Raw genomic sequence first — 15,011 nt, 5'->3', positions numbered from 1 at the left:
CCTCCTCGGCGCATAAGCGCCTGTGGGGTCTCACCTGCCCCGTCCTCCCGCAGGAGTCTTCGTGCCTTCCGCTCCAATCAACAGGTTCTAAAACCACTAGTTTCCTTTAACACAGCCCATGAATTAAATCTAAGATCTTCTACCCTTTAATTCTTCCCCAATCTGTGCGAAGAACTCTTCGTTGGATTTGGTTTGTTTTAGTTTTTTCAGGAAGCGCTCGGCAAAGTCTGGTGAGTCGGACATGGATTTTCTGATTGCCCATAGCTTGTCCAGGTGGTCCTTTGGAAGAAGTAATTCTTCTTTTCGGGTTCCTGAACGGCGAATGTCAAGTGCAGGGAAGATACGGCGTTCTGCAAGCTGACGATCCAGATGCAATTCCATATTACCTGTCCCTTTAAATTCTTCATAAATGACGTCATCCATACGTGATCCTGTATCAACTAATGCAGTTGCAAGGATGGTTAAGCTTCCGCCTTCTTCAATGTTTCTCGCAGCACCGAAGAAACGCTTTGGACGGTGGAAAGCTGCCGGGTCAATACCACCTGAAAGGGTTCTTCCGCTTGGTGGAATAACCAGGTTATATGCTCGAGCTAAACGAGTAATACTGTCCATCAGAATGACAACATCGCGTTTATGTTCAACGAGACGCATCGCACGATCAAGGACAAGCTCGGCGACTTTAATATGGTTTTCTGGCACCTCATCAAATGTCGAGCTGACAACATCGCCAGCAACGGAGCGCTCGATGTCGGTAACCTCTTCAGGACGTTCATCGATTAAGAGCACAATTAATTCCACTTCAGGATGATTCGTTGTAATACTGTTAGCGATTTCCTTTAACAGCATCGTTTTTCCTGCCTTTGGCGGCGCTACAATTAAGCCCCTTTGTCCAAAACCAACTGGAGCAACTACATCCATAATTCTTGTAGAGATATATTTTGGAGTGGTTTCAAGTTTCATGTGTCGATTTGGATAGAGAGGAGTTAATGCTGGGAAGTGAACGCGTTCTTTTGCTGATTCTGGGTCTTCACCGTTAACTGCTTCTACATGTAAAAGTCCGTAATAACGTTCGTTTTCTTTAGGAGGTCGAACCTTACCTGATACTTTATCCCCGTTTCTTAAATCGAACCGGCGAATTTGCGATGCAGAGATATAAATGTCTTCAGAGCTTGGAGAATAGTTGATCGGGCGTAAAAATCCAAATCCTTCTGACTGGATTATTTCCAGTACGCCTTCCATGAAAAAATAACCTTGCTGTTCCGCACGTGATTTTAAGATGGCAAAAATAAGTTCTTTTTTCGATAACTTACTGTAATAAGTTACCTTAAATTCGCGCGCAAGCTCATAAAGCTCTTTCAGCTTCATGTTTTCTAAACTTGATATAGTTAATTCCATAGTACACCACACTTTAAAATTTTTACTCTATTCCGTTCCCGGATTTACATTAAGGATAATAGAGGGTTTTCATAACATTAAAAAAAGTTGAGGAAATAGTAGAAATGAATAGAATAGCAGAATCTTTTTTTTAATAAAACACTATCTATTGTACCCTTTGTGTAAAAAAATAATCAACTGGAAATTTTCTATATGCGGGGGATCATAGATTCTCATGGAGATAAGAGACTAGAAGAGAATCTAGTCTCTTATATAAGTATTTGCTATTAAAAATTATCTAATCACTAAATTCGGTTTCTTTTTCAAGCTGTGACGCCCTTCAACAAATCGAACCGTACCTGATTTAGCACGCATGACGATTGAATGTGTTGAGCCATATGACCCCTTAAATTGAACACCGCGCAGTAATTCACCGTCTGTGACCCCAGTGGCTGCGAAAATGGCATCGTCTCCTTTAACAAGGTCTTCCATGCGAAGCACCTTATTAACATCTAGTCCCATTTTTACGCAGCGCTCTAACTCGGCATCACTTTGAGGAAGCAATTTACCGATGATTTCACCGCCAAGACACTTTAATGCAACAGCTGAGATTACACCCTCAGGCGCACCGCCAGAGCCGAATAAAATATCAACGCCTGTGTTATCAAAAGCAGTATTGATGGCCCCTGCTACATCACCATCATTGATCAATTTAATACGAGCACCCGCTTCACGTAACTGAGCAATAATATGCTCATGTCGTGGACGGTTTAAAACGGTTGCAACAACGTCTTCGACATCCTTGTTTTTCGCTTTTGCCACTGCCTTTAAATTATCAAGTACGGAAGCGTTGATATCTATTAGACCTACTGCTTCAGGACCGACTGCAATTTTTTCCATATACATATCAGGTGCATGAAGCAGGTTGCCATTGTCAGCAATCGCTAAAACAGCTAGAGCGTTCCAGCCACCTGCAGCCAAAATATTTGTACCTTCAAGTGGATCAACAGCTACATCTACACGAGGTCCATAGCCCGTACCAAGTTTTTCACCAATATAAAGCATTGGAGCCTCATCCATCTCGCCTTCGCCAATGACAACGGTTCCCTTCATCGGGATTGTGTCAAACACATCACGCATCGCTGAGGTTGCAGCACCATCCGCTTCATCTTTTTTCCCGCGTCCCATCCAGCGTGCAGAAGCAAGTGCAGCAGCTTCCGTCACGCGGACAAGCTCCATTGATAGACTTCTCTCCATGTTCTCAGGTCCCCCTAAATGATCTATTATACATCGTCAATAACATTAGTATAACACATTTAGGAGATTAGTATAGCTTAATTACGTATTCTTTAGCTGTTCTACTTCTTCTTTTGATAAGGCTTCACGCCAAACGGTTGCACCAAGTCCATTTAATTTTTCGACAAGCTGGCTATAACCACGATCAATATGCTCAAGCCCTGTGACTTCCGTGATTCCCTCAGCCATTAGACCCGCAATGAATAACGCCGCTCCTGCACGCAGGTCACTCGCCTTTACTTTTGCACCTTGAAGCTTCACAGGTCCGCTAATAATGGCTGAGCGGCCTTCCACTTTTATGTTTGCATTCATTCTTCTTAATTCATCAATATGTTTAAAACGTGCACCATAAATTGTATCCGTTACCACACTCGAGCCTGCTGCTCTCGTTAACAGTGTTGTAAATGGCTGCTGCAAATCGGTTGGGAATCCAGGATAAACGAGTGTTTTAATATCGACAGGCTTCAGCTTATCCGAACTATTGACAAACACCCGGTCGTCACTGGTTTCAATCTGCACACCCATTTCCCGAAGTTTAGCAATCAACGATTCTAAATGCTGCGGAATGACATTATCAATTAATACTCCTTCACCAACGGCAGCACCTAAAATCATATACGTTCCTGCTTCGATTCGATCAGGAATAATCGTATGACGGCAGCCATGAAGACTATCAACACCATCAATACGAATAACATCCGTTCCAGCGCCTTTTATTTTCGCACCCATATTTGTAAGAAGGGTTGCGACATCAATAATTTCAGGTTCTTTTGCAGCGTTTTCAATAATCGTCCGACCTTTTGCTCTAACAGCGGCTAACATGATATTAATGGTAGCCCCAACACTAACAACATCAAGATAAATACGTGCACCGCGAAGCTCGTCCGCTCGCAAATAAATAGCTCCCTGCTCATTGGTTATTTGAGCACCAAGCGCTTCAAAACCCTTAATATGCTGATCAATTGGTCTTGGTCCAAGATGACATCCACCTGGTAAACCGATGACGGCCTTTTTAAAACGACCTAGCATCGCCCCCATGAGATAGTAAGATGCGCGAAGCTTCTTCACTTTTCCGTTTGGCAATGGCATTGAAATCATCGTCGATGGGTCAACCGTCATATCAAAATCATCCGAAAGCTCGACTTTCCCGCCAATTTCCTCAAGCAGGTCCTTCAAAATTTCCACATCGGAAATATCCGGCAGCCCTTCGATTGTTACCGGTGATTCTGCTAAAATGGTCGCTGGTATCAACGCAACTGCACTGTTTTTTGCACCACTTATTCTTACGGTTCCTTTAAGCGGATATCCGCCCGCAATTTTAAGTTTTTCCATTTTCGACTCCCTTCTATGCCATTGGGATGGAATGTGACCTTTTATTCAACAACTAAATTGATAATCCACTTGTCTTTAGGTAATTTTTTCCAACAGCAACTTACATAATCCGACAATTTGTCTATCATCTAGTTTACACCAATATTTTATTTTCATGTATCAATATCAAAAAAAGTTTTTAAAATTGGTAAATTTAGGCGTTATGATGAATTTCGCAAATTTTCAGTCTTCTCCTTACATTTTGAAACCGCCCATTCAAAAAAGAGGCGGTTTCAAGGTTACTACCAATTAAACAACGTTGATAGTTTTTAAAAAGAGATAAGAATCTTTATTATGCTCTGCCTGATGAACCGAATTCGCGCATTTTGCCGATTACAGTTGCTTTGATCGCATCGCGAGCTGGTCCTAAGTATTTACGTGGATCGTACTCTTCTGGCTTTGCTGCTAATGTTTCACGAACTGCTTTTGCAGATGCAATTTGGTTCTCAGTGTTAACGTTAATTTTAGCAGTTCCAAGAGAAATAGATTTTTGGATATCATGTGTTGGAATTCCAGTTCCACCATGAAGAACTAGTGGAAGACCAGTAGCTTTTCCGATTGCTTCCATTTCAGGGTAACCAAGCTTTGGTTCACCTTTGTAAGGACCGTGTACAGAACCTAATGCAGGAGCAAGGCAATCGATACCAGTGCGCTTAACAAGCTCTTCACACTCTTTAGGATCTGCGTAAATAACGCCTTCAGCAACAACATCGTCTTCTTGTCCACCAACAGTACCTAATTCAGCTTCAACAGAAACACCTTTTGAATGAGCGTATTCAACCACTTTTGATGTAGTTGCTACGTTTTCTTCAAATGGATGGTGAGAAGCGTCAATCATAACAGAAGTGAAGCCTGCATCGATTGCTTCCTTACACTTTTCAAAGCTTGAACCGTGGTCCAAGTGAATCGCAACAGGAACGGTAATTTTGTAATCTTCTAATAAACCTTCTACCATTTTTACAACTGTTTTAAAGCCACCCATGTAACGAGCTGCTCCTTCAGATACACCAAGAATAACTGGTGATTTTTCTGCTTCAGCTGCTTGTAAAATAGCTTGGGTAAACTCAAGGTTATTTAAGTTGAACTGCCCAACTGCATAGCCTTCTTCTTTTGCTTTGATGAGCATTTCTTTCATTGAAACTAAAGGCATTTTATTTCCTCCTTGATATTGTTTATATCTCCTCGAATTTAGGCTTTCCTATTAAGGATTTCCTACCATTTTACTGATTATGTATACTCGAGAAGGATAATGTGACCAGTAAAAGTTCATAGTTATCATACCAAACAGATTCATAAAATTCCATTAAAGAAACGCATTTTTATAAACGTTCACAATGAAAGCGGCAACAGTTTTCGACATTTATTTTTTCAATAAAATGCCTAATTTGTTTTTTGAGGAATATGTTTTCTTACCGCTGCACGAATATCATCAATATCAAATGGCTTCGCAAAATGGGTGATCGCACCTAAGTTTCTCGCCTCTTGAATCATATCAAGTTCACCGTAAGCGGTCATAATAATAACGCGAATATCCGGGTCGATTACTTTCATTCTTTTTAAAATCTCAATACCATCCATACCAGGTATTTTCATATCCAAGAGGACGAGATCTGGGTCATGCTTCGTAACAATATCAAGTGCCTGTATTCCATTTGCTGCCTGGAAGGTTTGATACCCTTCCTTTGAGAACACCTCATTTAATAAAATGCGGATCCCAAATTGGTCGTCAACAATTAAGATTTTCTCTTTCATAACTCCACCTCTTCCACCCTAATTTTATCTATAAATGGATTCCTATTTCTTCCACTAGTTAATCTTCGACATTCTTGCTAAAAATCCTCTATTTTGTTCAAGGTATTTTATGGTAATTGTCTTTTATTTTGAAAAGGCTATAATATCTTTGTGAAGGAGGGGTTTTGCTTGTTAAAAATGTTTACGACCCAATTGACCGGATTATTTAAGCGGATCGAAGAAAAAGAGGAGTTTTCCTTTGAGGACGGTGCCCGCCTGCTCGCCCAGGGTCAGAATATATATGTTGTTGGCTTCAAGGAAATGAAAGGTGTTGAATTTGAAGCTTTAGAGGGTGCAGAACCATTGAAAGGTGCTTTAACAAATGTAGAGTCTGCAACTAGTGCTGACAGAGTTCTTTTGTTTACACGTCATTCCGATGACCAAGAAGCTATGGAACTGGCTGATAAGCTTGTTGAAAAAGAGATCCCGTTTGTAGCTGTATCGACATCGATTTCGGAGGACGGTAAACTTGAGGAGTTAGCAGATGTTTATATTAATTTACAGCTTAAAAAGGGTTTGTTGCCCGATGATTTCGGTAATCGGTATGGATATCCGTCTTCGATGGCTGGTTTGTATGTTTATTATGGCTTGAAATTTACTATTGATGAGATTTTAGCGGAATATGAATGATTATAGACGACCTTGTTAGGGTCGTTTTTTTGTTTTGTACACTTTTAGGATGGTTTTGTTCATTTTTTGAGGAGTTTTGTACATTTATCTAGATGTTTTGGACATTTTTTAATAGGTTTTGTACATTTAGACAATATATGGAAACGCAACCCTATAAAAAAGCCAGTCCTCCAACAAAGAGAACTGGCCCAATTATCTTATTTTTGCAAAGAAGCTTTAATAAAGTCACGGAAAAGCGGCTGTGGACGTGTTGGTCTTGAAACAAATTCCGGATGGAACTGTGACGCAACAAACCATGGGTGGTCTTGAAGCTCAATAATCTCCACAAGGCGTCCGTCTGGGCTTGTACCAGAGAAAACAAAGCCTGCTTCTTCCATTTCTTGACGGTAATGATTGTTAAACTCATAACGGTGGCGGTGACGCTCATACACCACTTCATCTTCATAAGCAGCGAACGCCTTTGTACCCTCCACCACACGGCAAGGATAAAGACCAAGTCTTAATGTTCCGCCTAGATCTTCAACATCCTTTTGTTCAGGAAGTAAATCAATAATTGGGTGCTTGGTATCAGGTACGAACTCTGCAGAATGCGCATCTGAGTAGCCAAGAACGTGGCGTGCATATTCAATCGTAGCCAGCTGCATTCCAAGGCAAATACCAAGGAAAGGCTTTTTCGTTTCACGGGCATAGCGTGTTGCTTGAATCTTCCCTTCAATTCCACGGTCACCGAAGCCGCCTGGAACAAGGACTCCGTCCACGTCAGCCAAAAGTTCTGCAACATTTTCAGCTGTTACATGTTCCGCATTAATCCACTTAATTTCCACATCGGCATCAAACGCATAGCCTGCATGTTTCATCGCTTCAACAACAGAAATATAGGCGTCCTGAAGTTCAACATATTTACCAACTAAACCGATACGCGTTTTACTTGAAAGGTTAAGAACCTTATCAACTAAAGCTTTCCATTCGGTCATTTCTGGTTCTGGTGTTGTAAGCTTCAAGTGGTCACAAACAATTTGATCCATGTGCTGTTCTTGAAGAGCTAATGGAATTGAATAAAGCGTATCTGCGTCACGGCATTCAATAACTGCTTTCGCATCGATATCACAGAACAAAGCAATTTTATCCTTCATGTCCTGTGAAACCGGCATTTCCGTACGAACAACGATGATATTTGGCTGAATACCTAGACTGCGAAGCTCTTTTACACTATGTTGTGTTGGCTTCGTCTTCATTTCGCCTGCCGCTTTAATATAAGGAATTAATGTACAGTGAATGTACATTACATTAGAGCTTCCGATATCGCTCTTGATTTGACGGATTGCTTCTAGGAATGGAAGTGACTCAATATCCCCTACTGTTCCGCCAATTTCAGTGATGACAACATCTGCATTTGTTTCGTTGCCGGCACGGAAAACACGTTCTTTAATTTCATTGGTAATGTGCGGGATAACCTGAACCGTTCCGCCTAAATAATCGCCGCGGCGTTCCTTACGCAGCACAGTAGAATAGATTTTCCCAGTTGTTACGTTGCTGTACTTATTTAAGTTAATATCGATAAAGCGTTCATAGTGACCTAAGTCTAGATCCGTTTCTGCGCCATCACCGGTTACAAATACTTCACCGTGCTGGTACGGACTCATCGTTCCTGGATCCACGTTGATATAAGGGTCAAATTTTTGAATCGTAACGTTCAATCCACGATTTTTCAACAAACGGCCTAATGAGGCTGCGGTAATTCCTTTTCCTAACGATGAAACAACACCGCCAGTTACAAATATATACTTCGTCATAAAAAAATCCTCCTCTATTTCAGTTTGTGCAATCTTCTTGCTGTTTAAGGCTTCTTTTATAAAAATTTTTAAAGAAGTCTCGGTCAATGCCGAAAGAGCTATGTATCATCGACTGACAAAATAAAAAAGCACTCCGCTTACGCAATGTAAGGGAGCGCTCTATAAGCAAATTATGATCCGTTCCTTGTTAAAGGAGCCCAAAAAAGATTGTACAAGCCGAGAGATAAAAAGTCAAGCCTATAATAGGTCGTCGTCTTCATCCTCTACTTCATCTAAATCTTCTTCCTCTTCATCAAGGACCTCGTCAAGTTCTTCTTCTTCATCTAGATCGAATTCATCGTCATCCTCGATTACATCATCATCATCGTCTAAATCATCGACATCGTCGAGGTCATCAAGTAAATCGTCCTCATCGTCGTCAAGGAGATCATCTTCATCGACAAAGTCATCGAGTTCATCATAATCCTCATCAATATCATCAAAGTCTTCAAGATCGTCTTCATCGACAACCTTTTTCGCCTTTTTCTTCTTAGGTTTAATAACGGTAACCACTTCTTCTTCCTGTGTATCGATTGGATACCATACGCGAAGACCCCAGCGGTTGTCACCTAGTGAAAGAAAACGGCCATCAATATTTATGTCTGTATAGAATTGTGCAATTCTCGATCTAATTTGATCCTCTGTGATTTCTGTAGCTGCAGCAATTTCTTTAATTAAATCGTGGAAGGAAATTGGCTGTTTGCTGCCTTTTAGAAATTCATACGCCATCTCAATGAGGGATAACTCTTTTAATTGCTCTTTTGAGTAACCTTGTAAACTCAATATCGGCACTTCCTTTCTCTATTTAACACTCTCTAAAATGAGTGATAACGGGCAAAAATATTAGCACAAGAGTGCTAGTTTTTTGACATATTCTTCATTATAAACAATATTCTCCCGTTTATGCTAGTTCTATCTACTGTTTTGCTTGATTTTTTCCCGTTTAGGCTGGTTATCATCAGGTTTTTCCTCTTTTTTTATCATTTTCAACTCTTTCATAGACTTTAAAAAGAAGAAGATAGCTAATACTAGAAAGGAAATTGCACCTAATTGGTGTTGATAGAGATAGTATAATGGCCATGCCGAAATGATTAAAAACAAAAACGTATAGTTTATCTTCATGGTCAACACCTGCCCCGGGAATCATTGATGTTTGCTCATCTATTATATAAGAAAAATAGGCATTATTAGTACTTGTAGAAAAATTAATTTTACATCAGCTTCGAAAATGGACTGTTGATTTGCGCTCCACTAAGGAATGCTTCTTTGAATAATCATCGCAGGGACAGGCGGTCTTTGTCTGTCCCGAGGCACTTCGCTTTCCGCAGGCGTTGCGGCGAGCCTCCTCGGCGCTTGCGCCTGTGGGGTCTCACCTGCTCCGTACTCCTGCAGGAGTCTTCGTGCTTTCCGCGCAAATCAATAGGTGCTAATATCAATAATACTTTTTACATCGCATAAATAAAACAATGGCTTACAAGCTGATGCTTATTAAGCCATTGTAATACACTTACATATTTCTACGGTATTGCCCGCCTACTTCATATAGTGCTTTTGTGATTTGGCCGAGGCTGGCTACTTTTACGGTTTCCATTAGTGCGGCAAAAATGTTTTCGTTGGTTACTGCTGCTGCCTTCAAGCGCTCTAGAGCCTTTGAGGTTTCTTGTTCATGTGCTTGCTGGAAGGCACGTAAATTGGTAATTTGTAATTCTTTTTCCTCATAGGACGCGCGTGCCAGCTCCATGCTGTCGATGTCTTCTTCTGAAGGAGGATTTGGATTTAGATACGTGTTCACGCCGATAATCGGTAGCTCGCCTGTATGCTTTTTCATTTCATAGTACATCGATTCGTCTTGGATTTTTCCGCGTTGATACTGCGTTTCCATGGAACCAAGAACACCGCCGCGGTCATTTAAGCGTTCAAATTCTTGAAGTACCGCTTCCTCTACAAGGTCCGTAAGCTCTTCAACAATAAAGGAACCCTGAAGTGGATTTTCATTTTTTGTTAAGCCGTGTTCTTTTGTAATAATCATCTGAATCGCCATCGCACGGCGAACGGATTCTTCTGTTGGTGTTGTAATTGCCTCGTCATAAGCATTGGTATGAAGAGAGTTACAGTTATCGTGTAACGCCATCAATGCCTGCAACGTCGTACGAATATCATTAAAGTCAATCTCTTGCGCGTGCAGCGAACGGCCGGATGTTTGAACATGGTACTTCAGCTTTTGGCTGCGCTCAGCGGCACCATATTTATCACGCATTACCGTTGCCCAAATACGACGCGCCACCCGACCTATTACCGTATATTCCGGATCCAAGCCATTGGAAAAGAAGAACGATAGGTTTGGTGCAAAATCATCAATTTTCATCCCGCGGCTTAAATAATACTCGACATAGGTAAATCCGTTTGATAGTGTAAACGCCAGCTGCGAAATTGGATTCGCCCCTGCCTCAGCTATGTGATAGCCAGAAATCGAAACAGAATAATAGTTACGTACCTGCTGATCGATGAAATATTGTTGAATATCACCCATCATTCGTAAGGCGAACTCCGTTGAAAAGATACATGTGTTTTGACCTTGGTCTTCCTTTAAAATATCAGCCTGCACTGTACCACGAACGGTTTTTAACGTATAAGCCTTCACTTGCGCGAATTCCTCGACTGTCAACACGCGGCCAAGCTCAGCCTCTTTTTTCTTCACCTGCTGATCAATCGCTGTATTCATGAACATCGCTAAAATAATCGGCGCAGGACCATTAATCGTCATCGACACCGATGTAGATGGATGACAGAGGTCAAAGCCATCATAAAGCTTTTTCATATCATCCAGCGTACAAACATTCACTCCACTCTCGCCGATCTTTCCAAAAATGTCCGGACGATAATCCGGGTCCTCTCCATACAATGTCACCGAGTCAAATGCCGTACTCAGACGTTTTGCTGTATCATCTTTTGAAAGATAGTGGAAGCGGCGATTCGTTCTCTCCGGCGTTCCTTCTCCGGCGAACTGACGTTTCGGATCTTCTCCCTCCCGTTTGAACGGGAACACTCCTGCTGTAAACGGATAGGAACCTGGGACATTCTCGCGATACACCCAGCGGAGGATTTCACCGTAATCTTTATATCGCGGTAAAACCACCTTTGGAATCTCAATGCCCGAAAGGCTCTTTGTTTTTAAGACAGTAATGATTTCTTTGTCACGAATTCTCGTTACAAATTTATCAGCTTTATATGCCACCTTTGTACTCTCCCAGCCGTCGAGTATCTTTTTCGACTCTGGTGTTAATTTCTCTTCTGTTGCCTGTTTGATAGCCTCTAAGGAAGCAAGAACTTCAGCGTTTGCATCTGTTTCTTTGACGGCAGCAATTGCGCCTTCAAGCTGAAATAATTTCCGGGCAATATTTGCCTGCTCTTCAGCCTTTTGATGATAGCGGCGCACTGTATCCGATATTTCCCGGAGATAATAGCGACGATCGGTTGGAATAATCACATTTTGCTTTTCGACTATTGCATTTTTTGTAAAAGAAGTGACCCAATTCGTACCCATTTTTTCATTTACTTTTTCGATTAAAGCTGCAAAAAGTGCATTGGTGCCTAGATCATTAAATTGGCTCGCAATTGTACCATATACAGGCATTTCACTTGTGTCTTTTTCAAACAACATGTGACTGCGCTGGTATTGCTTTTGCACCTGACGAAGTGCATCCTCAGAGCCCTTGCGCTCAAATTTATTAATGACAATGAGGTCAGCAAAGTCAATCATATCTATTTTTTCAAGCTGTGTAGGTGCACCAAATTCACTGGTCATGACGTAAAGGGAAACATCACAGATTTCCGTAATCTCTGCATCGCCCTGGCCGATACCGCTCGTTTCGACAATCACAAGGTCAAAGCCGGCTGCCTTCACTATTGAAACGGCATCTTTAATCGCAAGCGATAGTTCCGATTTTGATGAACGAGTCGCCAGGCTTCGCATATAAACATTTGGATTAAAGATGGCATTCATCCGAATCCGGTCGCCTAAAAGTGCGCCGCCCGTTTTCTGCTTCGTCGGGTCAACTGATAGAATTGCGACTTTTTTATCAGGTAATTCATTGATAAAACGACGAATTAATTCATCGGTTAATGAACTTTTACCCGCACCACCTGTACCCGTGATTCCGACCACCGGAATCTCTTTTGTCAACGTTTTTACCTTTTCAAGGAGGCTTTCCGCTGCAGCTGCGGCTTCCCGGTTACTGTCCACATGAAGCTCGGCAAGAGTAATCAATTTTGAAATCGCATTAACGTCGCCACTCGGCAGTTTTTCAATATGTTCGGCATGATCAGCCGTAACCGTAGGGAAATCACATTCCTCCAGCATTCGATTAATCATTCCTTGAAGACCCATCGTCCGTCCGTCCTCAGGTGAGAAAATCCAAGCAATCCCGTAATCATGAAGCTCCTTAATCTCACGCGGTATAATGACACCGCCGCCGCCGCCATAAATGCGGATGTTCGGCGCGCCCTTTTCCTTTAGCAAATCGTACATATATTTAAAGTATTCCATATGACCGCCCTGATAAGAAGAAATTGCAATCCCCTGTGCATCCTCTTGAATCGCCGCGTTAACGACCTCTTCAACCGAACGGTTATGGCCAAGATGGATGACCTCGGCTCCGCTCGCCTGCAGAATTCTTCTCATAATATTAATCGAAGCGTCGTGCCCATCAAACAAACTAGACGCCGTAACAAAACGAATATGATGCTTCGGCTGATAAACCTCCGTCGTACTCATTTGTCTCCCCCTTTGTTTCTAAAAAATTCACTTCGTGATTATCCCTTTTTGCAGTGCCTGACTTACCCCGTTTATCCCTGAAAATAAATACTCGGTTTGCATTTCAATGTATTCTTCTAAGGTAAATAATTTCTGCAGCGTCCAACGTCGGAAGCTCCACATTTGTCCTTCAACGATAATCGTGTGAGAAAGGATTTTGATTTGTTTTTCAGTTAAGTTCAATTCCCCATTTTCCACGCATAACGTTATCAGTTTTTCGAACATATCTGCCATTTCAATTTCCTTTTTCAACACATATGGAAGGGCTTCCTTGTTAAGTGATTTGGTCTCTTGATACATGACCAAGATTTCCTCCTGCATTTCATCAATGACACGAAAGTAATTGGCGATTCCGTGCTTCAGGCTTTCTAAAGTCCCTTGCTTACGCTCAAGGTCCTCCTGAAGCCGCTCGCTTACATGGTCATAAATACTATCACAAACCAAGTAAAGGACATCTTCCTTCGTCCGAATATATTCATATAAGGTCCCAATGCTAAAACCTGCTGCCTTCGCAATTTCTCTGGTCGTCGTCCGGTGGAACCCTTTTTCTTTAAAAAGTGAAACTGCCCCTTTGATCATCTGATCCCGTCTTCTTTGTACAAGGCGTTCATCTTTCACTGAAGCCTGCACTTCTCGCTTTTTCATCCCTGCTACCACCTACTTAGTAATCATTCTCGATATAACAAGGCGTTGGATTTCCTGTGTTCCCTCGTAGATTTGTGTGATTTTTGCGTCACGCATAAATCTCTCTACAGGATAATCCTTTGTATAACCGTATCCGCCAAATACCTGTACCGCTTCTGTCGTCACCTTCATCGCTGTGTCACCGGCAAATAATTTTGACATCGCAGATTCCTTGCCGTACGGCAGACCCTGCGACTCCAGCCATGCAGCTTGATAGGTTAATAGTCTTGCTGCTTCAATATTTGTCGCCATATCCGCAAGCTTGAAGGCAATTCCTTGGTTCGCCGCAATTGGCTTTCCAAACTGCTGGCGCTCTTTTGAATAGTCGACGGCAGCGTCAAGCGCACCCTGGGCAATTCCAACCGCCTGGGCCGCGATCCCGTTACGGCCGCCATCAAGCGTCATCATCGCAATTTTGAAGCCTTCGCCCTCTTCACCTAATCGGTTGGTGACAGGCACCTTACAATCTTCAAAAATAATTTCCGTTGTTGGTGACGAACGAATTCCTAGTTTCTTTTCTTTTTTCCCTACTGAGAATCCTGGTGTGTCACTTTCAACGATGAATGCTGTGGTTCCTTTTTGTTTGCTGGATGGATCTGTTAAGGCGAAAACCACGTAAATATCAGCTACTCCACCATTCGTAATGAAAATTTTTGAACCATTGAGAATGTAATTGTCACCTTCACGTCTTGCAGTTGTTCTCATCCCGCCGGCGTCTGAGCCGCTGCCTGGTTCTGTTAACCCGTATGCCCCAATTTTGGAGCCTTCTGCCATTGGACGAAGGTATTGTTGTTTTTGTTCTTCGGAGCCAAATTTATAGATTGGCCAGCCTGCTAATGAAGTGTGTGCGGATAATGTTACGCCTGTTGACGCGCAAACTCGTGAGAGCTCTTCAACTGCAATACAATACGCAAGGTAATCGCTGCCGATTCCGCCGTACTCCTCCGGCCACGGAATCCCGGTTAAGCCAAGCTCCGCCATTTTGTCAAAGATCTCACGGTCAAAACGTTCTTCCTCATCACGCTCAGCCGCTGTTGGAGCCACTTCATTTCTAGCAAAATCGCGCACCATTTTCCGAATCATTTCATGCTCTTCCGATAAGCGAAAATTCATTTTATATGTCCTCCTTAGGGTAACTACTCTCATTAACCGTACAGTTTCTACAAAAAAGCGTACAGCTTCTGCAAAAAACCATACAGTTTCTACATAAAACCGTACAG

The 15,011-nt window shown here is 42.1% G+C and carries 12 protein-coding genes; 1 reads left to right on the top strand and 11 read right to left on the bottom strand.

All coding sequences use genetic code 11. From position 1 onward, the window contains the following. Nucleotides 1–129: 129 nt before the first annotated feature. The 5 genes from rho to QFZ31_RS21520 form a co-directional block, all read right to left on the bottom strand. Nucleotides 130–1,395, bottom strand: a complete 1,266-nt coding sequence (gene rho / locus QFZ31_RS21540) for a transcription termination factor Rho (RefSeq protein ID WP_179598714.1) — start codon at nt 1,393–1,395, stop codon at nt 130–132. 273 nt (nt 1,396–1,668) lie between these two features. After that, nucleotides 1,669–2,631 (bottom strand): class II fructose-bisphosphatase, encoded by a 963-nt coding sequence (gene glpX, locus QFZ31_RS21535; protein ID WP_307193287.1) that lies wholly within the window; start codon nt 2,629–2,631, stop codon nt 1,669–1,671. Nucleotides 2,632–2,712: 81 nt separating this feature from the next. Beyond that, complete coding sequence (locus tag QFZ31_RS21530; RefSeq protein WP_307306716.1) at nt 2,713–4,002, bottom strand: UDP-N-acetylglucosamine 1-carboxyvinyltransferase; 1,290 nt, start codon at nt 4,000–4,002, stop codon at nt 2,713–2,715. A 331-nt stretch (nt 4,003–4,333) separates the two neighbouring features. After that, the gene (locus tag QFZ31_RS21525; RefSeq protein ID WP_307306714.1) at nt 4,334–5,191 is read right to left on the bottom strand and encodes a class II fructose-bisphosphate aldolase; all 858 of its coding nucleotides are present in this window, start codon (nt 5,189–5,191) and stop codon (nt 4,334–4,336) included. A 230-nt stretch (nt 5,192–5,421) separates the two neighbouring features. Further along, nucleotides 5,422–5,793, bottom strand: a complete 372-nt coding sequence (locus QFZ31_RS21520) for a response regulator (protein ID WP_179598722.1) — start codon at nt 5,791–5,793, stop codon at nt 5,422–5,424. Between the two features lie 168 nt (nt 5,794–5,961). Between QFZ31_RS21520 and QFZ31_RS21515 the strand changes: the two genes are divergently transcribed. Continuing rightward, a complete protein-coding gene (locus QFZ31_RS21515; RefSeq protein WP_307306711.1) occupies nt 5,962–6,462 on the top strand; it encodes a DUF2529 domain-containing protein in 501 nt (166 codons plus the stop codon). A 197-nt stretch (nt 6,463–6,659) separates the two neighbouring features. Here QFZ31_RS21515 and QFZ31_RS21510 read toward each other — a convergent pair whose 3' ends face one another. The 6 genes from QFZ31_RS21510 to QFZ31_RS21485 form a co-directional block, all read right to left on the bottom strand. Beyond that, complete coding sequence (locus QFZ31_RS21510; RefSeq protein WP_179598726.1) at nt 6,660–8,255, bottom strand: CTP synthase; 1,596 nt, start codon at nt 8,253–8,255, stop codon at nt 6,660–6,662. A gap of 237 nt (nt 8,256–8,492) precedes the next feature. After that, on the bottom strand, nt 8,493–9,077 hold the full coding sequence (rpoE, locus tag QFZ31_RS21505) for a DNA-directed RNA polymerase subunit delta (RefSeq protein ID WP_307306709.1): 585 nt from the start codon (nt 9,075–9,077) through the stop codon (nt 8,493–8,495). Between the two features lie 129 nt (nt 9,078–9,206). Beyond that, nucleotides 9,207–9,416 (bottom strand): hypothetical protein, encoded by a 210-nt coding sequence (locus QFZ31_RS21500; protein ID WP_307306707.1) that lies wholly within the window; start codon nt 9,414–9,416, stop codon nt 9,207–9,209. A gap of 385 nt (nt 9,417–9,801) precedes the next feature. Further along, the gene (gene icmF, locus QFZ31_RS21495) at nt 9,802–13,068 is read right to left on the bottom strand and encodes a fused isobutyryl-CoA mutase/GTPase IcmF (RefSeq protein WP_307306705.1); all 3,267 of its coding nucleotides are present in this window, start codon (nt 13,066–13,068) and stop codon (nt 9,802–9,804) included. A gap of 27 nt (nt 13,069–13,095) precedes the next feature. Next, nucleotides 13,096–13,752 (bottom strand): TetR/AcrR family transcriptional regulator, encoded by a 657-nt coding sequence (locus QFZ31_RS21490; RefSeq protein WP_307306702.1) that lies wholly within the window; start codon nt 13,750–13,752, stop codon nt 13,096–13,098. 12 nt (nt 13,753–13,764) lie between these two features. Beyond that, a complete protein-coding gene (locus QFZ31_RS21485; protein ID WP_307306700.1) occupies nt 13,765–14,904 on the bottom strand; it encodes an acyl-CoA dehydrogenase in 1,140 nt (379 codons plus the stop codon). Nucleotides 14,905–15,011 lie beyond the last annotated feature (107 nt).

The organism is Neobacillus niacini (assembly GCF_030817595.1).
GTDB classification, from domain to species: domain Bacteria; phylum Bacillota; class Bacilli; order Bacillales; family Cytobacillaceae; genus Neobacillus; species Neobacillus niacini_G.
This window is presented reverse-complemented; position numbering and strand designations above follow the sequence as displayed.